The 24,723-nt window shown below is 58.2% G+C and carries 23 protein-coding genes and 2 tRNA genes; 12 read left to right on the forward strand and 13 right to left on the reverse strand.

Annotated features, from left to right (window positions below; all coding sequences use genetic code 11):
- Window positions 1-32: 32 nt before the first annotated feature.
- The 5 genes from BISA_RS10145 to BISA_RS10165 form a co-directional block, all read right to left on the reverse strand.
- Window positions 33-1,730: an NAD+ synthase gene (locus BISA_RS10145; RefSeq protein WP_033891793.1), complete on the reverse strand. Its 1,698-nt coding sequence runs from the start codon at window positions 1,728-1,730 to the stop codon at window positions 33-35.
- Window positions 1,731-1,745: 15 nt separating this feature from the next.
- The gene (locus BISA_RS10150; protein WP_033891794.1) at window positions 1,746-2,897 is read right to left on the reverse strand and encodes a M20 metallopeptidase family protein; all 1,152 of its coding nucleotides are present in this window, start codon (window positions 2,895-2,897) and stop codon (window positions 1,746-1,748) included.
- 103 nt (window positions 2,898-3,000) lie between these two features.
- A complete protein-coding gene (locus BISA_RS10155; RefSeq protein ID WP_033891795.1) occupies window positions 3,001-3,687 on the reverse strand; it encodes a methionine ABC transporter permease in 687 nt (228 codons plus the stop codon).
- Complete coding sequence (locus tag BISA_RS10160) at window positions 3,687-4,868, reverse strand: methionine ABC transporter ATP-binding protein (RefSeq protein WP_033891796.1); 1,182 nt, start codon at window positions 4,866-4,868, stop codon at window positions 3,687-3,689. The genes BISA_RS10155 and BISA_RS10160 overlap by 1 nt, the downstream gene beginning before the upstream one ends.
- Before the next feature lie 130 nt (window positions 4,869-4,998).
- The gene (locus BISA_RS10165; RefSeq protein ID WP_033891797.1) at window positions 4,999-5,970 is read right to left on the reverse strand and encodes a MetQ/NlpA family ABC transporter substrate-binding protein; all 972 of its coding nucleotides are present in this window, start codon (window positions 5,968-5,970) and stop codon (window positions 4,999-5,001) included.
- 245 nt (window positions 5,971-6,215) lie between these two features.
- Between BISA_RS10165 and BISA_RS10170 the strand changes: the two genes are divergently transcribed.
- Window positions 6,216-7,022: a Cof-type HAD-IIB family hydrolase gene (locus BISA_RS10170; protein WP_033891866.1), complete on the forward strand. Its 807-nt coding sequence runs from the start codon at window positions 6,216-6,218 to the stop codon at window positions 7,020-7,022.
- Between the two features lie 67 nt (window positions 7,023-7,089).
- Here BISA_RS10170 and BISA_RS10175 read toward each other — a convergent pair.
- The 5 genes from BISA_RS10175 to glmU form a co-directional block, all read right to left on the reverse strand.
- A tRNA-Ala gene (locus BISA_RS10175) sits at window positions 7,090-7,162 on the reverse strand.
- Between the two features lie 69 nt (window positions 7,163-7,231).
- Window positions 7,232-7,304, reverse strand: a tRNA-Ala gene (locus BISA_RS10180).
- Between the two features lie 153 nt (window positions 7,305-7,457).
- On the reverse strand, window positions 7,458-8,159 hold the full coding sequence (locus BISA_RS10185) for a histidine phosphatase family protein (protein WP_033891798.1): 702 nt from the start codon (window positions 8,157-8,159) through the stop codon (window positions 7,458-7,460).
- 104 nt (window positions 8,160-8,263) lie between these two features.
- On the reverse strand, window positions 8,264-8,674 hold the full coding sequence (rsfS, locus tag BISA_RS10190) for a ribosome silencing factor (protein ID WP_033891800.1): 411 nt from the start codon (window positions 8,672-8,674) through the stop codon (window positions 8,264-8,266).
- Between the two features lie 3 nt (window positions 8,675-8,677).
- Entirely contained in the window at window positions 8,678-10,060 is a 1,383-nt protein-coding gene (gene glmU, locus BISA_RS10195) for a bifunctional UDP-N-acetylglucosamine diphosphorylase/glucosamine-1-phosphate N-acetyltransferase GlmU (protein WP_033891801.1), read from the reverse strand.
- 388 nt (window positions 10,061-10,448) lie between these two features.
- On the opposite strand from glmU, the gene BISA_RS10200 reads away from it, so the two are divergent.
- Window positions 10,449-11,807: a tyrosine-type recombinase/integrase gene (locus tag BISA_RS10200; RefSeq protein ID WP_081890111.1), complete on the forward strand. Its 1,359-nt coding sequence runs from the start codon at window positions 10,449-10,451 to the stop codon at window positions 11,805-11,807.
- Between the two features lie 104 nt (window positions 11,808-11,911).
- Here the strand turns inward: BISA_RS10200 and BISA_RS12320 are convergent, their stop codons facing one another.
- Genes BISA_RS12320 through BISA_RS10215 form a run of 3 tightly spaced genes read right to left on the reverse strand, consistent with a single transcriptional unit; the run spans window position 11,912 to window position 14,561 of the window.
- Window positions 11,912-12,841, reverse strand: a complete 930-nt coding sequence (locus BISA_RS12320; RefSeq protein WP_051917520.1) for a XamI family restriction endonuclease — start codon at window positions 12,839-12,841, stop codon at window positions 11,912-11,914.
- 2 nt (window positions 12,842-12,843) lie between these two features.
- Window positions 12,844-14,388 (reverse strand): methyltransferase domain-containing protein, encoded by a 1,545-nt coding sequence (locus tag BISA_RS10210; RefSeq protein WP_051917521.1) that lies wholly within the window; start codon window positions 14,386-14,388, stop codon window positions 12,844-12,846.
- Window positions 14,385-14,561, reverse strand: a complete 177-nt coding sequence (locus BISA_RS10215; RefSeq protein WP_033891871.1) for a type II toxin-antitoxin system RelB/DinJ family antitoxin — start codon at window positions 14,559-14,561, stop codon at window positions 14,385-14,387. The genes BISA_RS10210 and BISA_RS10215 overlap by 4 nt, the downstream gene beginning before the upstream one ends.
- 357 nt (window positions 14,562-14,918) lie before the next feature.
- Between BISA_RS10215 and BISA_RS10220 the strand changes: the two genes are divergently transcribed.
- From BISA_RS10220 to BISA_RS10270, 10 genes are all read left to right on the forward strand, one after another.
- Window positions 14,919-16,343 (forward strand): aggregation-promoting factor C-terminal-like domain-containing protein, encoded by a 1,425-nt coding sequence (locus BISA_RS10220; protein WP_237746139.1) that lies wholly within the window; start codon window positions 14,919-14,921, stop codon window positions 16,341-16,343.
- 348 nt (window positions 16,344-16,691) lie between these two features.
- Window positions 16,692-17,342 carry a hypothetical protein gene (locus BISA_RS10225; RefSeq protein WP_156099602.1) on the forward strand — a complete coding sequence of 217 codons (651 nt, stop codon included), beginning with the start codon at window positions 16,692-16,694 and terminating at the stop codon, window positions 17,340-17,342.
- A gap of 18 nt (window positions 17,343-17,360) precedes the next feature.
- Complete coding sequence (locus BISA_RS10230) at window positions 17,361-17,690, forward strand: DUF6112 family protein (protein ID WP_033891803.1); 330 nt, start codon at window positions 17,361-17,363, stop codon at window positions 17,688-17,690.
- A 121-nt stretch (window positions 17,691-17,811) separates the two neighbouring features.
- Window positions 17,812-19,230 (forward strand): type IV secretion system protein, encoded by a 1,419-nt coding sequence (locus tag BISA_RS10235; protein WP_033891804.1) that lies wholly within the window; start codon window positions 17,812-17,814, stop codon window positions 19,228-19,230.
- A 101-nt stretch (window positions 19,231-19,331) separates the two neighbouring features.
- The gene (locus tag BISA_RS10240; protein ID WP_033891805.1) at window positions 19,332-20,798 is read left to right on the forward strand and encodes an SCO6880 family protein; all 1,467 of its coding nucleotides are present in this window, start codon (window positions 19,332-19,334) and stop codon (window positions 20,796-20,798) included.
- 1 nt (window position 20,799) lies between these two features.
- The gene (locus BISA_RS10245; RefSeq protein ID WP_033891807.1) at window positions 20,800-21,570 is read left to right on the forward strand and encodes a hypothetical protein; all 771 of its coding nucleotides are present in this window, start codon (window positions 20,800-20,802) and stop codon (window positions 21,568-21,570) included.
- A gap of 511 nt (window positions 21,571-22,081) precedes the next feature.
- On the forward strand, window positions 22,082-22,354 hold the full coding sequence (locus BISA_RS10255; RefSeq protein ID WP_033891810.1) for a hypothetical protein: 273 nt from the start codon (window positions 22,082-22,084) through the stop codon (window positions 22,352-22,354).
- Window positions 22,355-22,685: 331 nt separating this feature from the next.
- Entirely contained in the window at window positions 22,686-22,973 is a 288-nt protein-coding gene (locus tag BISA_RS10260) for a hypothetical protein (RefSeq protein WP_051917525.1), read from the forward strand.
- Window positions 22,974-23,149: 176 nt separating this feature from the next.
- Entirely contained in the window at window positions 23,150-23,482 is a 333-nt protein-coding gene (locus tag BISA_RS10265) for a hypothetical protein (RefSeq protein ID WP_033891811.1), read from the forward strand.
- 129 nt (window positions 23,483-23,611) lie between these two features.
- A complete protein-coding gene (locus BISA_RS10270; protein WP_237746145.1) occupies window positions 23,612-24,604 on the forward strand; it encodes a colicin transporter in 993 nt (330 codons plus the stop codon).
- Window positions 24,605-24,723 lie beyond the last annotated feature (119 nt).

Raw genomic sequence — 24,723 nt, forward strand, 5'->3', positions numbered from 1 at the left:
GTGAAGAATGCGCTTCTAGCACGTAATCACTACTACTCGCGGAAGGCGTTGGTAACCGGCAAGCGGCGATCGCGGCCGAAAGCGAGTGCGGTGACCTTGGGGCCGAGCGGATACTGGCGGCGCTTCCATTCGGCGCGGTCAACCAATCGCATCACCGTATCCACCGTTGATTCATCGAAACCGTCTGCAAGCAAATCAGCACGGCCATGCGCATGTTCGATGTATGCGGCCAGTACCTTGTCGAGCAACGCGTACTCAGGCAGCGAATCGGAATCCTTCTGGCCAGGGCGGAGCTCGGCAGACGGAGCCTTCTCAATGGAAGACACCGGAATCATAATGCCGTCCTTGAGCGGCACTCCTGCATTGCCTTCCTCATTGCCGACGATCTTCAAACCACCGATGCCCACGCCTGCGGCTGCAGCCTTGTTGCGCCAACGGCTAATTTCCCAAACGCGGGTTTTCAACAGGTCCTTGATCGGAGCATAACCGCCGACCGCGTCACCGTAAATCGTGGAATAACCGCAAGCCAGCTCGGACTTGTTTCCGGTGGCCACGGCAAGCAAGCCACGCGAATTGGAGCTGGCCATCACAATCACGCCACGGATGCGGGCCTGCAGGTTCTCCGCGGAAACGCCTTCGAGATGCAATTGCTGCTGATAGGCATTGAACAACGGTTCAATAGGTTGCACCTCGTAATGTGCGCCGATGTTTTGAGCCAAATCAGCGGCATCATCCTTGGAACCGTCCGAGGAATACATGGACGGCATGGAGATACCCCACACGTTCTCTCCCCCGCATGCATCGGCAGCCATGGCAGCCACCAGTGCGGAATCGATACCGCCGGAAAGACCAAGGGTTACACCACGGAAGTGGTTCTTAGCCATGTAATCTTTCAAGCCCAGCACACAGGCCGTGTAGACTTCCTCATCCGGATCAAGCTCCGGAACAATTGTGGCCTTGGCCTGGTGTTCGGCCGTGGTGTCGAAGTCCCAGAAGGTCAGATTTTCCATGAACATCGGGCTGCGTTCCAGCAAAGTGCCATCGGCATCCACGACGAAGCTGCCGCCGTCGAACACCAAATCATCCTGTCCGCCAACCTGGTTGAGGTAAATCACCGGAGCATTGACTTCTGTGGCACGCTTCTGTGCCAGCTCGAAGCGGGTGTTGGTTTTGCCTTCCTCGTATGGCGAACCATTGATGGTAAGCAGCACATCGATATTCTTGTCCGCCAGTTCGGCAACCGGGCCGCCATCCTGCCAGATGTCCTCGCAAATGGCCACACCAATGCGAGCGCCATCAACGTCCAACGTTACGGAACGCTCACCTGCGGAGAAGATGCGGAATTCATCGAACACGCCATAGTTGGGCAGGAAATGCTTGTCATAGCCGGCCCAGACCACGCCTTCATGAAGCACCACGAGACGATTGCGCGGCTTGCTTGTGGCATGGTCGGTTCCAACGGTTCCCACCACAACGAACAGATCGCCAAGTTCTTCGTCGTTCAGCTTCTTGGCGAGTTCGTTGGCTTTTTCCCAAGCGGCTTGGCGGAAGGTGCGGCGCAATGCCAAATCCTCAATAGGGTATCCGGTCAGCGTCATTTCCGGGAAAACCACCACTTGGGCGTTGCCCTGGGCAGCCTTACGGGAGAAGTCAAGAACCTTGGCCGCGTTAGCGTCGAGTGCGCCGACGCAGGTGTCAATCTGGGCGAGTGCAAAACGTAGCTGTGTCATGGCTTCTTAGTGTACTCAGCTTAATTCGTGCAGCACACGCAGAGCGGCGTTGACATAGAAGTTTACGAATGTCGGAATCGATTCATCCAGCCCAACGAAGTGCGGGCTATGCCAGTCGGCGCAGCCTTCCTGACCATTGGAGCCCACGAATGCGAACACCGGCAGCGTCACCTTGGAGAATTCGCAGAAGTCCTCCCCCGCCATCGATGGACGAATCGGTTCAAGCTGCGCGTAATCATGCACATCCGCAGCCACAACTTTGGCCAAGCCGGAGTCTGAAACCAGCGGATCCTGGAAATCATCCCACATCACATCAGCGCTAATGCCATAAGCCTTGGCTGTGTGTTCCACAATCTCCTTGAATCGGCGGCCCACCAGATTGCCGTCTTCCTTATGGAAGTAGCGTACCGTGCCTTGGAAGCCGGCCTCTGCCGGTACCACGTTCCACACATCACCACCGTGCACTTCGGTCACTGACAGCACCAGCGGATGGAATGGAGTCACATTGCGGCTCACGATGGTTTGCAGGCTCATAATCATGCTGGCGAGCGCTTCAATCGGGCTCGTGCCCTTATATGGGTATCCGGCGTGCGAGCCCGAGGCGTGAATGTCAACGCGGAACTTCACACATCCGGCCATCATCGGTTCCACACCGATGGCCAACTGTCCGGGAGCATAGTTCGGATTATTGTGCGTGCCGATGATGGCCTCTACATCGTCCACCAATCCAGCATCAATCATTGCGCGGGCGCCTTGGCCGGTTTCCTCGCTGGGCTGGAACAGAATCTTGATTGAACCGGCGAACTTGTCACGATGCTCGGCAAGCCAGAATGCGGCTCCCAGCAAACCGGTCATATGCAGGTCGTGACCGCAGCCGTGCATCACACCATGGTTGACCGAGGCGAATTCCAAGCCGGTATCTTCCACGATGGGCAGGCCGTCGATATCGGCGCGCAATCCGATGCGCGGCCCGGGGCCGGCTTGCCCTTCGATTAATCCCACGACGCCGGTTTCCATAGGATTCGGCAATACTTCGATGCCGTGCGCCTTGAGCTGGTCGGCCAGGTAAATACTGGTATCGAATTCTTTGAAGCTCCGCTCGGGGTGGGCGTGGAGATAGTGACGGATGGAGATAAGTTCCGGATCGAAATCGATATGTTCACTCATAGTTGGCGATTCTAGTAATGTGTGCGTTTGCTTATGGAAAATCTCTCACTGGAATACATCCAGTGAGAGATTACAACAGATATTGAGCGTTGAATCAGGCAGCTTACTGCTGGCGCTTCAGCAGTTTCTTGGCGATGGCGTTGGCGATGCCCTGCACCACCTGCACCAGCACGATCATGATGATGACAGCTGTCCAGGTGACGGTCTGATCGAACTTCTGATAACCGTAGGCGATGGCGAAGTTACCGAGACCGCCACCGCCGATGTATCCGGCCATGGCGGACATATCAAGTACGCCGATGAACAGGAACGCATAAGCGAGAATCAGCGGAGCAAGTGCTTCAGGAATCAGTACCGTGCGAATAATGGTGAGCTTGCTTGCACCCATGGAGCGCGCGGCCTCAATCATGCCCGGATCAACAGGCACCAGATTCTGTTCGACCAGTCGGGATGTGGCAAAGGTGCACATCACCACCATCGGGAAGATTGCGGCAACGGTACCAATGGATGTACCAACCACGACGATGGTGAGCGGCTGCATGGCAGCAAGGAAGATGATGAATGGGATGGGTCGAACGATATTGACGATGACGTCGAGAATGCGGTACACGATGGCGTTCTCGAACAGGTTGCCCGGACGGGTTCCATACAGTACTACGCCAAGAATCAGGCCCAGCAAACCGCCGACGACCAAGGTGATGAGCACCATGGTGAGCGTCTGCCCGATGGATTCGAACAGCAGCGGACGCAGCACAGTCCAATCGCTATGAGAGTTGGCGAGCGTAATCATCATTCAGCTCCTTCGTTCGTTGCGGCCGGCGTTTCAGCAGACGGTTCAGTCGACAGTTCAACAGGCTGCGACTGCGGCGAATATCCGGAAACCGCTTCGGCATAATCCACCGGCTGTGCAGCAGTACCAAAGTCGACTACGTCACTGTCTTGCGCAAGTTCTTTCAGGAACGGCTCCACATTGGGTCCGCTGAATTCATACGTGATGGCTCCGATGGCCGTGCCGCGAACCGTGTCGATCCCGCCGTACAGCAAGCTGGATTCCACACCATGCTTGGCAATCAATCCGGAAATGTTCTGGCCGGACGCACCAACCGTATGGCCGTGGGAACCGGACACATCCTTCTGACGAATCAGCACGGTGACGATACGGCCTGACCATTCTTGATGCAGCCGATCGACGCGTTCCTCTTCCGGAAGGCCGGACAGTGCGGTAGCGATGAAGCGCTTGGTGACCGGCTGCTGAGGTGCTGCGAATACGTCGTAGACATCGCCCGCTTCCACCACACGGCCGGAGCTCATAACGGCCACACGGCCAGCGATCTGCTGGACCACGTTCATCTGATGGGTAATCAGCACGATGGTGATGCCGAATTCCTCATTGACTCGCTTGAGTAGGTTCAGCACTTCGGTAGTGGTTTCTGGGTCAAGAGCGCTGGTAGCCTCATCGGCAAGCAGAATCTCCGGGTTCGTGGCTAATGCGCGGGCAATGCCGACGCGCTGCTTCTGGCCACCGGAAAGCTGCGACGGGTACTTGTCGGCATGTTCGGAAAGACCCACGAAGTCCAGCAACTCCGCCACACGGCGATCCTGATAATCCTTGCGCCAATGGTCCAGTTGCAGCGGGTATGCGATGTTCTGCGCCACGGTTTTGGTGGAGAACAGATTGAACTGCTGGAAAATCATGCCGATTTTCTGGCGAATCGGACGCAATTTTGCTTCGCTCAGTTTGGTGATATCGGTACCGAGCACCGTCACACTGCCCGAAGTTGGGCGTTCAAGGGCGTTAATCAGGCGCACCAGTGTGGACTTGCCAGCACCTGAATATCCGATGATGCCGAAAATGTCACCACGGTTGATAGCCAGGCTTACGTCATCCACAGCTCGAGTGGCGGCACCACCGTGCCCACGTGTCTTGAATTCCTTGACCACATGGTCGAAGGTGATGATTGGCTCGCTCATGGTCCTCCCTGATTGTGCCTGTGTTCCTGAAATGTAATCGGCTATGCCGAGTGAGGTTACTATCACGACTGGTCGTGGCAGATTCCCTCACCCGGCATGAGCGATTGCGAATACTGATCGTGCTTTAGGCTTACTGAGCCTTGGCGTCCTTTTCAATGTCTGCCAGGAAGCCCTGCAGCTCCTTGCCGGTGAACTTGTCGGCAAAGACAGCGGTACCACCGGACTTCTCCTGGAGCGCGTCCAGCACATCCTGCTCGTGGAAGATGTCCACCAGCTTCTTGTAGGTCTCGTTGTTGACGTCATCCTTGCGGGCCACCCACACGTTGATGTACGGGCGGGCTTCCTCAGATTCAGCGTTGTCCTGGTAGATGGCGTCCTTCGGGTCAAGACCGGCATCAGCCACGTAATCGTTGTTAATCACGCCTGCGGCAATGGTCGGATCCTTCAGCGTGGTTGCCACCTGTTCAGCCTTCAACGGAGTGACCTTGACCTTGCTCTTGGCCTCATCGATATCAGCCGGAGTGGAGAATGCGGTCCAGTCGCTCTTCAGCGTAACGAGACCGGCAGCCTTAAGAACACCGATAGCACGAGCCTGGTTGGTCTCATCGTTTGGAATGGTCACCGTAGCGCCCTGCTGGATATCCTTGATGTCCTTGACCTTGGTGGAGTAGACGCCCAGCGGGTAGATGGCGGTGCCGCCGATGGGCTGCAGGTCCTTGTTGTTGCTCACGTTGTAGTTGGCCAGGTACAGCAGGTGCTGGAACTCGTTCAGGTCGAGCTCGCCGGAGTCAAGAGCCGGGTTTTCGGAAGTGTAGTCCTGGAAGTCCACGATATCGACGTAGATGCCGGCCTTCTCTGCCTTCTGCTTGAACAGCACCCATTCCGGATCGGTTGCGCCGACCACACCGATCTTGACCGGATTATCCTTGGAACCCTTCACGGCTTCCTGGTTGGCGTTGGAATAAGCGCGGAAGCCGAAGAATGCGGCTACGGCGATAATGGCGACGACTACAATGGCGATGATGATGTTGCGCGGCGTATTGTTCACGCGCACCGGCTCATTGTTGTTGGCCGGAGTAGCTGGTTGGTTTGCTGCGGTCATGGTCTTTCTTTCCTCTTCTTCTTAGCGTTCATTCGCGCTATCGCCATGTCTTGAACGTACACGGCTTTCGCTGATGGACGTGTTACACAATAGCGGCTGAACTGCGCTGAATACACCGAAAATGGCGAATTGCCGTATAGGTGTTGTTTATGACCGGTATGAGATTCCGCACAACACTGCGGTTTTTCGAAGTAATGGCGGCGTGGCGCTACGTATTCGTATGGACGTTTACGGACAATGAAAGCATGACCAACAACGACATCAAGGCCGTGTTTTTTGACATTGACGGCACACTGACCAGCTTTGCCACGCATAAGGTTCCCGATTCCACCGTGAAGGCGATTCATCAGCTTCAAAGCAAGGGCATCAAAGTGCTTATCTGCACCGGCCGTGCTCCTTCGCAGATGAATGTGGTGCTGGATACTATGCCGGTTTCTTTCGATGGCATTGTGGCATTCAACGGGCAGTACTGTTTCGATGATTCCGGCTTCTTTGCTTCTCAGTCCATTGAGCCGGCTGATATTCAGGTGATTCTCGATTGGCTGGATAAGCACCCGGATGTGGTAGCTAATTTCGGTGAACAAGATTACGTGTATTTCAATCAAACCAATGAGGCGCTGCGAGCCACGTGGGCACAACTTGGCAAAACAGCACCTACACGGTATTTCGATGACCCTCATCAGCGTGCGTTAACGCATGAGACGTTCCAGATCAGCCCGTTTATTGGCCCTGATGAGGAGGCCGATTTAGTGGGACTGTGCGGCAATGTGCGCGGCGTGCGCTGGCATCCTGATTTCACTGATTTGATTCCGGCCGATGGTGGCAAACCTCGCGGTATTCAACGTTTTATGCAGCATTACGGTATTGCGCGAGAACAGACCATGGCTTTTGGCGATGGCGGCAATGATACGGATATGCTCGCCTACGCTGGCATTGGCGTGGCAATGGGTAACGCCACTGACACACCTAAAGCCGCTGCTGATTATGTGACCGACGATGTGGATCATGATGGCGTGTTGAATGCGCTGAAGCATTTCGAGATATTGTCCTGAAACTTTGCAGGATAGACAACGGATGAACAACGCAAAAGGCCGGCGCTTACTGCACCGGCCTTGTTTGTGGAGCTAAGGGGATTCGAACCCCTGACCCTCTCCATGCCATGGAGATGCGCTACCAGCTGCGCTATAGCCCCAAATGGGTTGATTCACAATCATATGAATCATGAGGAAGCTATCAATGCTGACTATCAATAACCTCTTTGTGGAGCTAAGGGGATTCGAACCCCTGACCCTCTCCATGCCATGGAGATGCGCTACCAGCTGCGCTATAGCCCCGTTTTCAGTTGTTGGCCCGTCGTTCGGACCTCGTATACATTACGACGGAATGAACGATAGGGCAAATCGGCGTGTCGCCAAATCACATGCACGTGATTTGGCAGATGTTCAGTAGGGATAACAAGCGCCGTTATCCCTACTGAACATTGCGATTCAGCGTTCTTTCTCCCACTCATCCGTATCGGCAATGGCGGGTCCGTGGTTGTAATCCAGCAATCGCCAACGAGTTGGCTCACCTTCAATATCCATCGGAATCAAGCGCACCCAATGCGCGTTGCGCATCGACAGCAGGGACGCGAATGTGGAATCAACCTTGCTGAGGCCCAACAGCGTTTGCAAAGTTTGAGAGATCCACGCGCCATGGGAGAACACGAACAAATCAGTATCCATGCCGGCGCGCGTGGACCAATCCTCCAATGCTTCAACGCCACGCTTGCCTACATCTTCCTTGGCTTCGGCATGGTATTTCATCTCGCCACCGCGATGTTCCATCCATGAGCGGAAGTCCTCCGGATAGCGTTGGGCGAGTTCAGAGACAGCATGACCATCCCAGTCGCCAAAACTCCGTTCGCGCACGCGTACGTCATCATGAACAGGCGCTCCACCCAAAGCATCAGCAAAGGCTTGTGCTGTGGCATGCGCACGGACCAAATCAGAGCAGACAATAAGTCGATGATCGGTTTCCGGCCTGCGGTCCACATACAGATCTTTGAGTGCGGCAGCGGTTTGCTTCACCTGCCACTGCCCTACTGCGTCCAGCGGAATATCCACTTGCCCTTGCAGCTTGTGTGCCGCGTTGTATGACGTACGGCCATGACGAACCAAAAAAATAGAACGGACATGCTGAAGTGCCATAAAACAGTCCTTAGCTCTGGTACCAACAGAAACAACAGATGATTGCAGAATGCGTGTGGCGGCAAGGTTATGTCCACTGCCGCCACACGCATTGCTATCGCTTGCTAGTCAGCCAAATCGGCAGTCGATTCACGAACTACCGTTTCCGGATGCTCAAGCTGTAGATCAATGGATTCGCAATCCTTCCACAGTCGCTCTAAACCATAGAATTCGCGAGCTTCATCATGCATAACGTGAACGACGAAGTCGCCATAGTCAAGCAGCACCCACTGGCCTTCGGTTAATCCCTCACGCGAGCGAGGCTCACGGCCCTCGCATTTGAGATACAAATCCTTTTCGATTTCCTCGGCCACTGCCAGTACCTGACGTTCATTCGAAGCGCCGGCAATCATCATAATGTCAGTGATACCAAGCAAATCGGCAACATCGAAAGCCACGATATCCGTAGCTTTGATGCGGTCAGCAGCTGCAGCCGCCACACGAACGGCATTAATGGAGTCCTGAAGCGCCGGCATTGATCAGCGCTCCCAGGCGGGCTTCCAGCCCTCAACGTTGTGCTGCGTGTTTTCGGAATAGACCATCGTGTCATCGGGCACGGTATGGCGAATCACGGAACCGGCACCGGTGGTCACATTGTCTCCCACCTGAACCGGAGCCACGAACAGGTTGCCTGCTCCCACATGGCAGCCGGAACCGATGGTGGTGCGGTTCTTGTGCACGCCGTCATAGTTGGCGGTGATAGTGCCGCCACCGATGTTGGTGTGATCGCCAAGCTGGGCATCGCCCACGTAGCTCAGGTGCGGCACCTTCGTACCGTTGCCGATATGGGCCTTCTTCATTTCCACGAAGGCGCCGGCCTTGGCGTCCTCGCCGAACTCGTTGCCCGGGCGCAGATAGGTCCATGGGCCGATGTTCGTGCGTGCGCCAATGTAAGATTCCTGCACGCGGGAGCGCTCAACCACTGCCTCAGCATCGACCGTGGCGTCAATCAGCGTGGTGTATGGGCCCACCACAGCATCCTCACCAATTACCGTATGTCCCTGAAGGAAGGAGCCAGGCAGAATGGTGGCGTCGCGGCCGATTTCCACGTCGTCTTCAATCCATGTGGTTTCCGGATCGAGAATGGTCACGCCGTCGCGCATCCAACGCTCGCAGACGCGGCGGTTATAGGTCTTGGACAGAGCAGCCAACTGTACGCGGTCGTTGACACCTTCCACAGTGAGCGGATCAGGAGCTGCGAAAGCGCCGACCTTGCCGGAAGCCTTGGCGGTTTCCAAAGCATCAGTCAAGTAGAACTCACCTTGAGCGTTATTGGACTTCAGTCCGGCGATGGCCTCAGACAGTACGGATGCTTCGAACACGTACACGGACGTGTTCACTTCCTGCACGGCAAGTTCGCTACGGTTAGCGTCCTTCTGCTCCACAATGCGCAATACGTTGCCTTCACGGTCGCGAATAATTCGACCGTAGCCGGTTGGATCGTCCAGAATCGTGGTGAGCACAGTGGCACCGTTGCCGGAAGCGTTATGGAATTCCACCAGCTTGCGCAGGGTTTCGCTATCAAGCAGCGGCATATCAGACGCGGCAATCAGTACCGGCCCATTGAGTTCACCAGCCTCAGTCAGCTGAGCCATGGCGCACTGCACGGCGCGGCCAGTGCCGGGGATATCGTCCTGGTTGACGATGGTCACGTTTTCATCGTATGAGCGTGCAGCTTCGGCCACGCGCTCAGCTTGGAAGTGCACGACCACTGCGAGCGTATCGGGGTCCAGTGCCGCTACAGAGTTCATCACCCTGTTCAGGAAAGTCTTGCCGGCAAAGGTGTGCAGCACCTTCGGCTTGTTGGAACGCATACGAGTGCCCTCGCCTGCGGCGAGGATGATGGCTGCGGATAATGCCATAAGTGACGTATTCCCTTCGATTCGGAATAACTTGTGCTATTGCAAACAATCTAAAAGAATAGACGGAAAAACAAATAACGGCCACTCGAATGTCGAGCGGCCGTTATTGTGGGCTCCCCCACCTGGACTCGGAATTAATCCTTCTTCTTGCCCTTCTGATCCTGATTTCAGGTTCGGATATCCGTGACTCTGATTCTCGAAAGCTTGCCGCTGCTTGTGTTCTTCTTTCTTCTGGCAGATTCTAGAAAATGGTGTCCATGTCTTTTCGTCATTCAATAGTTGTTTACCCCCTGGTTGATTCGGTTGTTCAGGTGCATTTTCAGGTGCATATCTGATATCTTATGAGCCGCTTCCTTCCAGGGTTTGATCCCGGAAGGAAGTGGTTGGGATGGGTGCACGAAGTAGTGTTGACGGTCACCGTCGTTTTGGTTCGGTGGTTGCCCGGCGTCGTAGTGATGGCAGCGTCTCGGCATGGTTGGCGAGATATTCGAACCCGTTGGAGCCTTCCAAGCGGGTGCAGCGCGCATTCGGGTCGGATGATCATGCGGCCGCGGAGGATTGGCTGCGCAGCGAGTCCTTGCTGGTGGATCTGCATCGTAGAGGCGTTCAGGAGTGGGTCCACCCGAAGATCAGGAATCGTCGTCGCAAGGCAGCCGCGATGCGATTCAACGAGTTGGCCGACTGGTATATAGAGAATCACCGTAAGCCCGATGGGAGCGCGTTGCGGGGTGCCGCGAAGAGGAACCTGAAGACTGATGTAGGTCATTTGAAGGATGTGTTCGGCGATCGGTTGCTTACGGATATCACTCCCGAGGTTATTTCCAAATGGTATTTCGGCCCCCATGACGAGGGTGCGTGGGTTTTCCCGCGTATGTGTCAGCGGTTGAACGCGATTCTTTCCATTGCTTGTTCCGATTCGTTCGGCGGGGATATGCCGTTGCTTGAGTCGAATCCTTTTACGTTGCCGATGCCGCCCGATCCGGAGCCTAAGTCTTGGGATGTTCCTCCGTTGACTCCTACGCAGCTGCGTGGTTTGTATGAGAATATGCCTGAGTACACACGTCTTTCGGTTCTTCTTGCCGTATGGGCGGGAGGGATGCGTATCGGTGAGGTGTGCGCTCTGCGGGTCGAGGATCTTGACTTGGATATGCGCCTGATGCGTGTGGAGCATTCGGTGTGCCGTGATGAGAACGATCTTGGTTCGGTGATTTTGGGTCCGGTGAAGTCGAAGCATTCCCGGAGGGTGTGTGTTCTTCCCGAGGTTCTTATTCCTTTAATTAGGAGTCATGTGGAGAAGTACTGCGATCCGTCTGATCCGATGCTGTTCCAGGCGCGGCGTGGGAAGATGTTGTGCCGGAACACGTTGGCTACCCAGTTCCGCAATGCGCGTGTGAAGGCGGGGTGCCCCCAGGCGACGTTCCGTACTTTGCGGGTCACGCATACGACGCAGTTGCTGCAGTATGGCGGCACTGTTCGTGAGGCCATGGACAGTATCGGGGATTCGACGCAGGAGGTGGTCATGCGTCATTACACTCGAACCATTCCGGAGCATCAGAAGGACGTTGTCAACAAGATGGCGGATTCCATGGCGGCGAAGGACGATTCGCTTATGCGCTTGCTTGGCATTGTCTCCGAGGGACGGACGGAGGAGTTGGCGTTCGTGGGCGATGCAACCAGTCTGCAGGAGATAATGAGCAGGTTCCAGGAGCTGTTCAGCATGATTGGTTCACTGGTACCCTCCGCTTGACACCGCTCCATGGTTGAAGAAGAATAAGTCTTTTGAACTGGAATCGACGTGTCGGAGCTGTTCTGTGGTTGAGGGGGGGGGGGAAGCAGCTCCGACATGGGATTCTATTGTTTGGTGTTTAGTGCGTAATCCGTGAGTTCTTGCAGGCTTGCCGACCAGAAGATGGCGACTCCGGCCTGTTGTGCTGATAGAAGATTATCCACGGCGAACACGCCTTGGAGCACACATCCGCCCACGATTCCATTGCTGCCGAACATGTTGTTCCATTTGACGATCTTGTCTACGGTCTCATGGTTTAGTCTCTTGTAGGAGTTCACGGCGGTGTTCGAGCCCTTGCACTCCAATGCCATGATTCGGCCGTCATACAGACCGAAGACGACATCGGCCTTGACACCGTCAATGGACGTTTCCTTGTGGAACACCTCTCCCGGCTTCGGTCCCTGGGTGATCATCCGGAAGTCATGGGCTTTGACCATTGTGAATCCGGCGTCGCGAATCAGAGCTTCTCGTACCGCTTCTTCCTGCGTGTGCGATTGTCTGTTACGCAGCATCGTCTTGGTTTTCTGATCGGCCACCAGCGCCGCCACTGCATGTTTCGCCGCGTTCAAGTCGCTATCCGTCGGGGCTGCTCCTCTATCGAACCATGGAAAGATCCGCGTGTTCAGATTGCGGAGAAGATACTCCATGGCCAGAGCCGCATTTTCGGGTTGGCTGAGTTTGCTTCTCGCGTCCGTATTCGTTGCCGAGAGTTTCTTGAAATCGTCGGCGCTGAGCGTCGGTCGTTCCATGTAGCGCAGGGTGTCCAGATACCCGTCACCGAATAATCGCGCCGCCATGCTTTCAAAGTCCTGCAACTGGTTGGTGGATGCGAGAATGTGTTCTATTTCGTCATACGCATGGTCGAATACGGAATTGTAGTAATCGGCGATGTCGGATTCCGCCTCGGTGCGCGTTCGTTTGAAATGATCGCCCGCAAGGGATGCTGCTTCTTCAAGCTCCTCGCGCGTGAATTTCTTTGGTTTGTTGAACAGCATGCTTATGCCTCCAATTCCTCCAATGCCGGAACCATGATGGATTCCGCTTCTCGTGGCTCGAATTTGACCAGGCCTCCGCAATAGGTTCGACCCGAAGCGGTATCGACCGACTCGTTCAGGAAGGAAGTGAGTCTATCGATGGCTTTTGGTGTCATATCCACTTTGGGATACAGGCCGTGCACGACGTTCAGCATGGGCAGTTTCTGGCGGTTCACCACAAAAGTGGGCTTTCCACGGCCCATGTATGTCATGAGTATGGCTGGGGGTTGAGGTGGGCGGATGGACCACCACCTGCGCCTGTGTCGGGCCACGTATCCGGCATCGACTCCGTAGGATTCTCCTTGCTTGATGATGCGCATTGCCGCTTCGTAGGAGTTGCCCGCCAAGCCATTGGTGTCTTCAGGCAGGACGATCAGACGGCTGAGTGATTCCGGGGAGGACTGGGCCACGCATTCTCCCATGATTTCCTTGGCGTGGGATACCACGGGAACGGTGAGTTCCTCGGGGATGCCGTCCAGGGCCGGGCCTTTGCGAACCCAGAACCCGTTGTTGCCGGTGACTACGCCTCGATGGACGCGTGCGATGGTTCCCAGCGGAACCATGCCGCCGGATCGCGCCCCGGAATCATGGCGCGTATTCGACTGTTTGGATTCGACCAGCTGTGTCCATCGTCCACTGTTTCGGAAATCCGAAAGAGGCATGATTTTCCCATCGCCGTCGGAAGATCGAACGTGGACCTTGTCGGCGTGCCCTCCGAATCCGATGATGACCGCTGTGGTATCCGCCGTCTCGAACACTTGACTGGTTCTGTCGAAGAGTCGCAGTTCATCCAGCCCGAGCCTGTCCGCCAATAGTTCACGGGCGAAGACTCCGTAATTGACGTCCATCCATTCGGAACTGGTCACAAGCACACCGTAATCGCCGGCTTGCCACTGGCGGGCGATGGCGGCGAGGAAATGCACATGGAGGCCGGCAAGGCCGCTGGCCTTCAATCCCAGTTGTTCGGCAACGGTTTTGAACCGTTTCTTGGCCTCGGGGGCGATGTCATGATGTCTGACGTAGGGTGGATTGCCGATCCATAGAACGGGTCCGTCGTCGGGGCGTTCTATCTCATACTCCGTGAAATCGGCCTGAACGACTTCGATCCTTGCAGACAGGCCGGAGGCGGCGACGTTGGCCCTGCACATGGAGACCGCCTCCCGTGAATTATCCAAGGCCAATACTTTGGAATCCGGGAACGCCGTCGCACAGGCCAATGAGTATCTTCCGCTGCCGCATCCGCAATCGACTATCAGGGAGGGTTGTATGCGTTTAAGCGCCATATCGACCATTTCCTCGATGATGGGTCGTGGCGTATATGTGCTGCCGCTTGCCCTGCGCTCCTCGGCGGTGTTGCAAATCATGTAGGCGTCGCCGAGCAAGTCCCTGCCGACCGCAAGGGCGGCGGACAGTTCGTCCGCTGGAACGGCCCCTGAAAGAATGGATTCGGCGGCTCGAAGAATATCCTCGTTGCTGCTCATGCTCGTTTTCGCAAGGGAAGCACTCATTGGCGAGCCTCCTTGTTCCTCACGTCGAACGGCAGACCGTTCTCCCTTACCACCGCTTTGAGGAAGATGGTGACGGCTCCGGTCATGTTCAATCCCAATGGTTCGAGCACCTTCATGGCCTCGTCCTTCAATTCTGGGTCGAGGCGCATGGTGGTGGTTGGAGTGTTCGCCATGCCCGTCTCTCCTTCCTGTGCGACGTCGCCGATATGTACAGCGCTCTTGCAGCCGCTATACAGCATCCGCGAGCCTCATAGCCTTCACTGCCAATAATGTAATCTCACTGTAGTTACAGTATTGGACGTGCGTCCCATGATCACGGCGCTTCCGGTTCGACGGAGGCTTTTCATCCTCCTTTCTCGTCTGCGCGATGGATGATCCGTCTGGTGGGATCACGGTTTTCTTTGCATGTGTGTTCGCCGTGCCTGGCTCTCTTTTCCGTCGTGTGGGTCTCGTTATCGTTTTTGTTTCCGTCCGGGCCGGTGTGACTTGCTGGAATGTGTTCATGTTTCACTGCCGGGGATGGTGGTTTCGTGGCGGACGATGGTTCCGATAAGGGCAAGGGCGGTTTGGCGGCGAAGGCTGCCGTGGTGTTGGGCGGCGGCGTGGTCGCGTTGCTTGTCGCGGCGGTCGTTGTCCTGGTTTGTTTGGTGGTGTTAATCGTTGCGGTTCTCCAGTCCGATTATGGTTGGGCGAATTGCACGGCCGGCGGCACGTCATGGGTCGAGTGGGCGAAGAGCATCGCCAAGGATGATTCGCATGGTTATTCCCAACGTCGGCGTGATGGTAATCCGGATTACGATTGCTCCAGTCTGGTCTGGTATGCGTTGAGGAACGCCGGTTTTGATGTGGGTTCCGTTGCGTTCGCCACGGGAGGTATGGATTCCATGCTCACGAAGGCCGGGTTCACGCGAATGGATTATAAGGACGTCTCTTCGTTGCAGACCGGTGACATCGTGTGGGCCACCGGGCATACGGAGATCTATGTGGGTGATGGCATGTTCGTCGGCGCGCATCATGACGAGAACGGTGGTATCGAGGGTTCCGAGGCCGGTGATCAGACCGGTGATGAGATCAGTGTGACCGCTTCTCTCTCGGCCGCGTATTCGCGTGTCTATAGGGCTCCTTCCGGCGCGGGGACCCAGGCGGTTTCGGGTGGAACGTCGGATTCCGGCTGGGAGGGCATGACCGTGGCGGATGCCCGTAGCAGGTGGAAGGATGTGGATTATACGGTGTGCGACTCGTATCCGCCGGGCCAGTGCACGTGGGGTGCGTGCGTGCGCGCCTATCATCTGGGTTGGAAGCAGATCGGCAGGCATTGGGGCAATGGCGGTGATTGGGCGAGGTCGGCTGCTGCTGCCGGCTATCAGGTGACGTCCACGGCTCCCGTTGCCGGTGCTATCGCGAGTTTCCCTCCTGGTGTGCAGGGTGCCGCCGCCGTGTACGGGCATGTCGCCGTGGTCGAGTCCGTGGACACGGCTGCCGGCAAGGTGACCATCAGCGAGATGAACGTGAAGGGCGCTTTGTATTCGAAGCGTGTGCTGCCGATCGTTTCGGGCGCTTCGTACATCCTTCCGAAGGATGTCATCTCCGGCGCGGCATCCTCCGCCACGTGCACGGCGAACGAGTCCGACGGTGACAGGGCTTCGGTCGAGGACGCCAAGAGCATAGCCCGTCGTAAGGTCAAGGAGCATGGCTGGGATGACACCCAGGCCGAATGCCTGGTGGAGCTTTGGGATCACGAGTCCGGTTGGAGGTGGGATGCCGAGAATCCGTCATCGGGCGCGTATGGCATTCCGCAGGCGTTGCCGGGCAGCAAGATGGCGTCTTCCGGCCAGGATTGGAAGACGAACGCGGCCACGCAGATCGACTGGGGTTTGCAGTACATCCAGCAGCGGTATCAGACTCCTTGCGGGGCATGGGGCGTCTGGCAGTCCCGGAGCCCTCATTGGTACTGACCTTTTGTTTCGAGCCGGTCGTGGCCTCGATGGGATGCCGTGACTCGTGACGATTTCTTCAGACCTGTTTCGGTCGTGTTATCGGCCGTTTGATGGGTGGATGGTTTGGAACGGAGCTATCAATACTCTCTCTGCAATAATCTCCCTCCGTTTCCCTCTGTCGGTGGCGCCCGTCATCCCGTTGGTTTCCGGGATGGCGGGCGTTCGCCTTTCCCGGGGTTCGCATTATCAGGTGCGACATGATGTCGCACCTGATAATGCGCGTGTTCTCGGTTCGTATGGTTTCCGTTATCCGTCTGGTTTCCTGTTTCGGCCGTGTGGTGTGCCGGGATGTGTTTCCGTTTCGAGATGATGGGAGGCTGGGTCATGGGTGGCATGGCTGTGGTTGTGTTGGCTGATGAGCGGTTGAAGGGGCTGGTCCCCGATCCCGGGTGGGATGTGCAGGGTGTGAGGGATTTCGTTGGCGGCGTGATCGCGGTCTGCCTGTATCTCGCGGTGGCGATGGTGATCATCGGCATTCTGACCCTGCTTCCCGGGTTGATTACGAACAATATGATGGAGCGTGCGTTTTCGTGGAAGCGGCTGCTGTGCGCGGTGATGATTCCGATGACGATAGGAGCGGCCACGTCGGGGTTGTCCTGGTCGTATCTTTCGTTCGGTTCCGATGGTTTGGAGGCGAATTCCTCATATCAGCGGGAATCGGGTTCTCCGGACTGGTCCGGGGTCGATGCGAAGTCTGAGTCGAGGAGCGATGATCTTTCCGGCCTGGTGTCCCAGTTGGGTCAGGATATCGCTGATCGGATCGGCAAGGCTGCCGGCAGCGCGGTGTCGAAGGCGTTGGAGGCTGGCAGCGGTCTTTGGGATTTCCTGTCGGGCGGTGACGGCCAGGGCAATGTATTCGAGAAGATCGGTGACGGGCTGAGTGGCTTGTATTCGTGGCTTACGGGTTCCGGGTATGCCGTTATCGCTATCGGGTACGGGCCTCCGCTGGTGTTGTGAGGGTGAAAGGAGGGCGATATGTCAATTCACCCAAACAATGCGACCGGTCTTATCCTCGCCCTGGAGGATGGGGATCTGTCCAGCTTCAGTGTGGCGCCGAACTATGATTTCTTCCCGTTCCTTGATCTGGTGAGGAACATCGTGGGAGGCCTGTGGGCTGTGGGCCTGTATGCGGCCGTGGGCGCGTGGATCGTCAGCGCGGTCGCGTGGATCATTTCGAAGGCGATCGGCAATAGTGCGATGCAGCAGTATTCCGGCATCGTGTTCGTGTGGATCGCGTTGGGCACGATGCTGCTTGGTTCGGCCATGGCGATCGTGAAGTTCTTCGCCACGCAGGCCTTGTTCTGACGTTTCACGCGGCGTCCCCGTGCTGCTTGTCTCCGGGGTTCCTCGTTCCGGGCCGTCGCCGTATTCACGCGGCGGCGGCCTTCCCTTTTCCGTTCCTGTTTTGCTTGTGGGGAGGCCTGCGTTGGGTGAGATAGTCGAGGCCGTGCTGGATCAGCTGATCCCGTGGATGCTGGATCCGATGGGCGTCTCGTTGAGGGGCATGATGGTCGGCGCGTTCACGCAGAACGCGGCCGGCATCAGCGTTTCCGAGTGGAACGTGGCGATCACGGCCGCGAACCGCATCGGCTGGATCATGGGTTTCATCAACATGGCGGTATGCGTCGCGGGCGCGGTTCATGCGAGCATGAAGGCCAGTGTCGCGGACGCGTTGAAGTCGTTCGCCATGAGCGTGCTTGCCTGGCCGTTGACCGCCATCTGCGTGAGTGTGATGATCACGGCGGAGGGTGTACTGAGCCTGATCACGGCGAAGATGCTGATGGTGGGCGCGGTCGATAATTCGGAGCGTGGCGCGGCTGATATCGCGTCGGCGTTTTTCAAGAAGATCCTTGATCAGGCGAACGTGCTGGGCACGTTCCTGATGCTGCTCGTGTATCTCGTTTTGTTCGTGGGCGTGTTCCTGTTGTGCTGCATGCTGGCCGCGAGGAGCCTGGTCCTGATCCTGCTGGCGGCGATCGCTCCTGTTCCCGTGATGCTGGGCGGCTGGAGCGCGACGAGGCCGGCCGCGCGTCGGTGGCTTTCGGCTGTGGTGGGCGTGCTACTTGCGAAACCGTTGGCTGCGTTGGTGATCGTCGTGGGTTCCGCGTTGATGACCAGGCAGACCACGTCCTCATTGCAGGATGGGAGTTTCTGGGATCTGTTCGTGGGTATCGCCTGCATTTTCATGGCGTGCTATTCACCGAAGCTGATCATGCCGGTGGTGCATTTCCTGGGTGATGATCGCAGCCAGAACATGCAGCAGGCCGCCAGTCAGACGGGGAAGAACGCCATCACGACCGCCGTCGCGATCACCAAGGATGTGGTCACCAAGGCCGCGACCATGGGTTCCGGTTTCGCTTCCGGCGGCGGGGCGCAGTTGGGTTCCGGCGCTCAGGCGGGATTGCATATGCTTTCCGGACAGTTCGGCCTGGCGGGTGCGAAGCTCGCCGATATGGCCAATGATTCCGGTGAAACCGTTTCCGGTTCCGATTCCGATAGCGGGTCCGCTGATTCGGGCTCCACGCCCGTCTCCCCTACGGCTTCCGTTCCGGTGGCGGATGATGCTTCTTCGGCTGATGTCCCGCAGCCGCCTTCCCCGGATGGTTCGCCGGTTCCGGTTCCGCCTGTGGATCGAACGGTGCCGGCTTCCGCTCCTTCGGGTGGTGACGGTGGTGATGGTGCGCGTGGCCGTGACGGTCGTGACGGGGTTGATGGTTCCGATGCCCGTGGCGGTGACGGCGGCATGGGCGGCGCCGGTTCTCCGGGTGTTCCGGGCGAGGCCGGCCGTGATGGCCTGGATGGCAGGGATGGAGCGGATTCGTCTCGAGGCCCTGTTCTGGCCTGACTACTGGTGTTATCCGCGGCCGGCGTGGGTGGTTTCCCCGTGCCGGCCGTGATGGTTCGCCGGCTGGTTTTCCGTTTTGCTTCTCTCTCTGGGGGTGTTGTATGGTTTCGGGTTCCAATGGTGACGGGGTTCGTGTTCCGTCCGCTTCGTTCAGCCGTTTGAGCGCCACGAACGTGTTGTTCGGCTGGACCTGGCCGCAGCTTGCCGTCGGCGGGGTTGGTCTCGTCCTCCTCGTCATCGGCGGCGCGGCCGGGTTCAATCTTCCGGTCATGCTGGTGGGCGTGCTGGTCATGGCGTATGGTCTGGTTCGTTTTCAGGGGTTGAGTCTGCTCGCGTGGACGTATGTGTGGTTCACTTGGCGTTCCAGGTTGCGAGAGGGGTCGAATGTGTGGAGTTCCTCCCCGTTGGAGACGGGCCGTACCGTGGGCGTGCTGGGTGTGTGGAGCCAGGTGGAGGATCGCGCCCAGGTCGTGGAGGGCGAGTCTGTTGATGTGGTGGGCACGCCGTGGCGCGATGCCTGTTATCTGTATGATCCGGACAAGCGTCAGGCGACGGCGGTTCTGACGTTGAAGGTCGAGGAGTGGAGTCTGAGCACGAACGCGCGCAAGCGTGACCGTGCCATGGCGTTGAACAATCTGACCATGACGTTGGCTTCCACGCCGGGTGTGGTCGAGTTGAAGGAGACGAGTCTGCTGATGCCGACGTCGGCTCCGGTTCCCCCGGATCTTGACGATCCGGACATGCCGTCGTGGGCGAGGGGCGATCTGGCCGAATTGTGGGCGATGCCTGAGATCGCCACGCCGTTGGCGAATGTGAGCTGGGTTTCGGTGAGTGTGAACGTGGATCGGCTTTCGACCCGTTCGAGGAATATGGATCGGCTCACGGAACGCAACCGTGTGGGCGTGCTGTTGGGTGACATCGTGCAGAACGTGGTGGCTCCGGCCTTGGTGGAGTGCGGTGGGCAGCATGGTTCGATCCGCTGGTGCAGTGTCGACGAGTTGCGGGATATGATCCGCTGCGTTTCCGATCCGGCGCATGCGTCGTCGCAGCGCAAGGTCCGGCGTGGCGAGCCCACGCTCTCGTATTGCGAGGAGAGCGCCGACGGCGAGTATGTGACGTTGGAGTCGTGCGTGGCGCGTTCCTGGTGGGTGACCCAGTGGCCCGATCGTCCCGTTCCGGCCGGTTGGACGCGCGATATCCTCCAGGGCGATCGGATGATCGCGTTGACCCATATCTGGCGCCCCTTGTCGATGGCGGAAAGCGAGAAGGATCTCGCCAACAAGCAGTCGAGTATGCTGCAGCGCAGCCGTCTCGCGGATCAGAAGAGACTGTCCCGTGACGAGAGGCGTGAACGACGCGAGCAGGCGCAACGCGAGGCGGAGCAGGATGCGAATTGGCCCGATACCGATCATCAGGGGTATATCACCCTGTTCGCGCCGGACAAGTCAAGGCTGGATGACCTGGAACGCGGGTTGAGGATGGAGACCGGCAAATACCATCTGACGTTGAATGGGTTGACGGGCCAGCAGCGCAAGGCGTTGGCCACCGTGCTGCCGTTGGGGGTGTGACATGGGTTCGCCTCATGATCGTGACGATGATGGATACGGTGTTTTCATGGATGATGGCGGGAGAGCGGGAACCGGTTCGCTTTGGCATATCGTCTCATGGCTTTCAGCTCGTACCCCGCAGGGGTTGAAGGGTTCGGTCGTTGTTCTGCTGGCCGTGTCGGGTGTGTGCGTCCTGCTGGGCGTCGGCATGCTCGCCGCGAATCACAACGCTTCTGACGTGCATGCCCGGGCCTACACGTCCTGCAGGTCCGCGGTGGAATCGTATGAGAGCGAGGCCGGCAGATTCCGCCGTACCGTGGATCGGGTCATGGCGGGGATAGACATGGACGCCTTGGAATCGTCCGCGCCCGTGCAGGCGGAACGGCTTCGCACGCTTTCCGTGGATCCCGACTCCCCCGCGTCGTGCGATGACGGCATGGGAACGGCCGAACTGGATGAGACGGCCCGGAAGACGGCCGAGGAGCTGAAGACGCTCAAATCCAGGAGTGGACGGTTGGAGACGCTGGCCTCCACGGTGAAGCGTTCGGCTCAGGCCGATACGAAGGCAGCCGCACGCCGGAGGCTTGAATCGGCTTTGACCCAGGCCGAGGAGACGTTGGAGAACACCGAGGACGAGGAGCTGAGGGTCCCCTATCTACGTCGGCGTCTCACGGATCTGACCGGTCAGGCCCGCACGATGCTGGATGACGATGATGCGCGCGCCGATGACATGGATCGTCTCGCGGCGAGCCTGTCAACCATCGAGGAATCGTTGCTCACCGGCATCCGATGACGTATGCCGGTGATGGTTTTTCGGTTGTCCGGCTGCTCTTATCGGGCTTTTCCGGGGTGAAGGGACCATGGTTCGCTTCCCCGTCAGAAAGGTTCTGGAATGAATGCAAGAAGAAAGGGTGCCGTCGTTTCTCGAGGCCCTGAGACCTCGGAGCATGTCTCGTTGTTCGACCAGGAGGCCATGAGGCTGATCCAGTCCCGACCCGTGATTCATCCGGTCATATCGCCGGTGGAACGGCCCGCAACGTCTCGACGGGTTTTCCGTTTCGGCCGGCTGCGGGAACTGGCGGCCTGGGTGAGGGGCGTCGGCCGGTGAGCGTGGACATGGATGGGCTGCTCGTTTGGGTCGAGGATTCGCTCCGGTCCGTCGAGGAGCGTTCCGGGAACGCCCACGCGGAGCATATGCATGTGACGGCGGCTCGATACGAGGGCATGGCGGACGCGTTCCGATTGGTGCGGGAGCGGCTTGCCTCGTGTGATGCGGTTTCACCCGAGTCGGAGGAGGTGCGGGGTTGACCGTCAGGATGGTGGACGAGCATGCGGTGGTCATCGAGGCCCCCTCGCTGCCGGGTGGGGTGCTGTCATGCCGTATGATCCGTGACGCGCAGGGGCGTAGGGTCTGTTACGTGTCGGCCGTGGGCAGCTTGGAATTGCAGGAGCGTCTGGTTGACGTTTCGGGCAATCCGGTCGCGGCCACCGGTTTGGATGAGCAGTCGATGAGGGGATTGCGTGATTGGCTTTCCTCCCAGTTGGATGACGGGATGGATGGTGTTTCCCGTGTGTGATTTCCTCGCGTGGCCTTTGAACCGGTATGTGGAGTATTGTCGTAGCGGCGCGCCCCAGCGCGCCAGGCTGAAACGGTTGGAGGAGTTGAGGCGGTCCCGTCTGTGCGAACGCTGCGGCAGGTACATGGCGAGGAAGGGCAGCCGTTGGTGCGGTCATTGCCTGCATTGGATGGGATTGCCCGAATGCGCCCGTTGCGGGGGGAAACGTTCCCGGGAGTCTCCCGACGGGTTGTGTTCCAACTGCAGGGACGTCGTATCCAAACGGCTTGATCCCAGGATGAAGAAGGTGTCCGGCGGGCCATGCGTCGGATGAGGTCGAAAGGAGCGGGACGTGAATCTGTTGGATGTGTTCGAGGTCGTCTGCTATCTCACCGGTGTCGGGCTCTGCTGCCGTCTGCTGCAGACCACGTCGGATGGTCCCATGGAGCCGTTCCGTGGCGTTTGGAAACTGCTGCTCGTCCTGTTCGCGCTGCAGACCGGCGTCGGCTGCCTCGCGTTCCGTGAGCCGTGGGGCGCTCCGGTGTCGTTCGTGCAGATTCTCAACGTCATGCTCGCGGTTTTCGCCGATCTGCTGCTGGCATACCGTCTGTTCGGCGGTGCCGGGCGGACCGGACGCTGACGGGAAGCGGTGATTCCGGTTTCATGGTTTGGATTGCCTCCATCCCCTTGTCCCCCGTTGTCACCCGTTATCGGTGTGGTTAAGGGTGATTGTCCCGTCAGGGATTTGGACGCTGGAACGCCGGATGGGCCGGCTCGTGATGTGATGGCGCGTCTCTCCCGGGAAGGTGGCATCCGATGGGTGTATTGGATGATGAGCTGGATGAACGGTATCCGATCGAGTCGGAGCGGCTGATCGTCCCGTTGACCCGCATGCAGACGGCGTTGATGAGCCGTAAGGCGTATGCGGAGGGACGGTTGGCGTCTCCTACGGAGCGTGAGATCGATGCGGCGGCCCGCGCGTTGTACGAGGATCGAATGCACGTGACGATGGGGGACGCGTTCCATCTCGTGTTCGCCGAACTGCCGCAGCAGGTGCGTGGCCCGTATGAGCATGAGGCCCGCGTCGTGTTGGAGGCGGCACGTCTCGCCGTCCGCGGGGATGACGCCGCCGGATCGAGGATTGCATGAGGATGGTTCCGGTGCGGTGGGCACTGTATTCTATGACTGTCGTTTTTGCGGAAGGAGAGAGTGATCATGTCGAATGAGAGCGTTGACCCTGTGAAGGCCGGCCTGGTCGATGATGCGGGTACGGTTCCCATGCCGCCCGTGATTCCACCGGAACCCGAGACGGGTTCCACCGAATCGTCCGGCGGGAAAAAGCCGAAGTGGCTTATACCCGCGATCGCGGCCGGCTGCGCGGTCGTACTGGCGGGTGCCGGTTTCGTCGGCTACCGGGCATGGTCTGATCATGAGCTGGACATTGCGAAGGCGGCTTGCGCCACGGCTTCGGAGAAGGTGCGGGAATCGGCGAACGAGTACAACATGCTGCTCAACGGGGACGCCGCCGACATGTCCGCGGTCAAGGCGAATCAGGTGAAGGACGCGAAGACCGTCGACGCGTTGGCCAAGGAGCTGAAGGCGACGACCCCGGAATACTCGGGCTGCGTCGCCGATGATGCGAAGGGTCTGGATGCCGCCGCCGACGTGCTGGACTCGCAGGCCGAATGGTATGGATCCCATACGAAGTCGCTGTCGAAGGCGGTGAAGGCCGTGAACGAATCCAGGGCGGCGAAGACGTTGGAGACCGCGAAATCGAACCTCTCCTCGAAGTTGGAGGAGGCCTCCCAGCTTCTCTCCGACAGTGATGGCAAGGTCGCCGACAACGCGACCCGTGACAATCTATCCAAGGCGATCGATGCGGGCAACGGATTGAAGGGTGGCAACGATCCGGCCAGGATCGACGAGGCTCGCAAGAGCATCGAGGATGCGATGAAGGCCGTGAACGATTCCGTGCAGGCGAAGGCGGATGCGGATGCGCAGGCCGCTGCGGAAGCCGCGGCCGCCCAGGCCGCGCAGCAGGCGCAGGCGTCGCGTTCCTCTTCCTCCTCCTCGTCCAGGTACTCGTATTCCGGCACCTCTTCGAACCGGTATTCCGGCTCCTCCTCGTCCTCGTCCGGTTCCAGTGGATCGATCGGCGGTTTCCCGGATGCCGACCCCAACTATCATGGATCCGCTCAAGGCTGTGGAAACAGCTGCACGGGATATGTAGGTGCATGCGATCCTGTCACTGGGCGATGCGGCATCGGCTGATCCGCCGCCATCTTCCTCCTTCCGGCCTCGTACCGTTCTGACGGTGCGGGGCCTTTTTCATGCCCGTTATCATGCTCCTGCGCGGGTGGAGGGGGAAGTGGCCGGTGTTTTTCCGTTCC

This window comes from Bifidobacterium saguini DSM 23967 (assembly GCF_000741715.1).
Classification (GTDB): domain Bacteria; phylum Actinomycetota; class Actinomycetes; order Actinomycetales; family Bifidobacteriaceae; genus Bifidobacterium; species Bifidobacterium saguini.

Bases quoted from the DNA above. Each gene is read 5' to 3' on its own strand.
- BISA_RS10145 (WP_033891793.1), bottom strand. From the start codon at position 1,730: ATGACACAGCTACGTTTTGCACTCGCCCAGATTGACACCTGCGTCGGC.
- BISA_RS10150 (WP_033891794.1), bottom strand. From the start codon at position 2,897: ATGAGTGAACATATCGATTTCGATCCGGAACTTATCTCCATCCGTCAC.
- BISA_RS10155 (WP_033891795.1), bottom strand. From the start codon at position 3,687: ATGATTACGCTCGCCAACTCTCATAGCGATTGGACTGTGCTGCGTCCG.
- BISA_RS10160 (WP_033891796.1), bottom strand. From the start codon at position 4,868: ATGAGCGAGCCAATCATCACCTTCGACCATGTGGTCAAGGAATTCAAG.
- BISA_RS10165 (WP_033891797.1), bottom strand. From the start codon at position 5,970: ATGACCGCAGCAAACCAACCAGCTACTCCGGCCAACAACAATGAGCCG.
- BISA_RS10170 (WP_033891866.1), top strand. From the start codon at position 6,216: ATGACCAACAACGACATCAAGGCCGTGTTTTTTGACATTGACGGCACA.
- BISA_RS10185 (WP_033891798.1), bottom strand. From the start codon at position 8,159: ATGGCACTTCAGCATGTCCGTTCTATTTTTTTGGTTCGTCATGGCCGT.
- rsfS (WP_033891800.1), bottom strand. From the start codon at position 8,674: ATGCCGGCGCTTCAGGACTCCATTAATGCCGTTCGTGTGGCGGCTGCA.
- glmU (WP_033891801.1), bottom strand. From the start codon at position 10,060: ATGGCATTATCCGCAGCCATCATCCTCGCCGCAGGCGAGGGCACTCGT.
- BISA_RS10200 (WP_081890111.1), top strand. From the start codon at position 10,449: ATGGGTGCACGAAGTAGTGTTGACGGTCACCGTCGTTTTGGTTCGGTG.
- BISA_RS12320 (WP_051917520.1), bottom strand. From the start codon at position 12,841: ATGCTGTTCAACAAACCAAAGAAATTCACGCGCGAGGAGCTTGAAGAA.
- BISA_RS10210 (WP_051917521.1), bottom strand. From the start codon at position 14,388: ATGAGTGCTTCCCTTGCGAAAACGAGCATGAGCAGCAACGAGGATATT.
- BISA_RS10215 (WP_033891871.1), bottom strand. From the start codon at position 14,561: ATGGCGAACACTCCAACCACCACCATGCGCCTCGACCCAGAATTGAAG.
- BISA_RS10225 (WP_156099602.1), top strand. From the start codon at position 16,692: ATGATGGGAGGCTGGGTCATGGGTGGCATGGCTGTGGTTGTGTTGGCT.
- BISA_RS10230 (WP_033891803.1), top strand. From the start codon at position 17,361: ATGTCAATTCACCCAAACAATGCGACCGGTCTTATCCTCGCCCTGGAG.
- BISA_RS10240 (WP_033891805.1), top strand. From the start codon at position 19,332: ATGGTTTCGGGTTCCAATGGTGACGGGGTTCGTGTTCCGTCCGCTTCG.
- BISA_RS10245 (WP_033891807.1), top strand. From the start codon at position 20,800: ATGGGTTCGCCTCATGATCGTGACGATGATGGATACGGTGTTTTCATG.
- BISA_RS10265 (WP_033891811.1), top strand. From the start codon at position 23,150: ATGGGTGTATTGGATGATGAGCTGGATGAACGGTATCCGATCGAGTCG.
- BISA_RS10270 (WP_237746145.1), top strand. From the start codon at position 23,612: ATGCCGCCCGTGATTCCACCGGAACCCGAGACGGGTTCCACCGAATCG.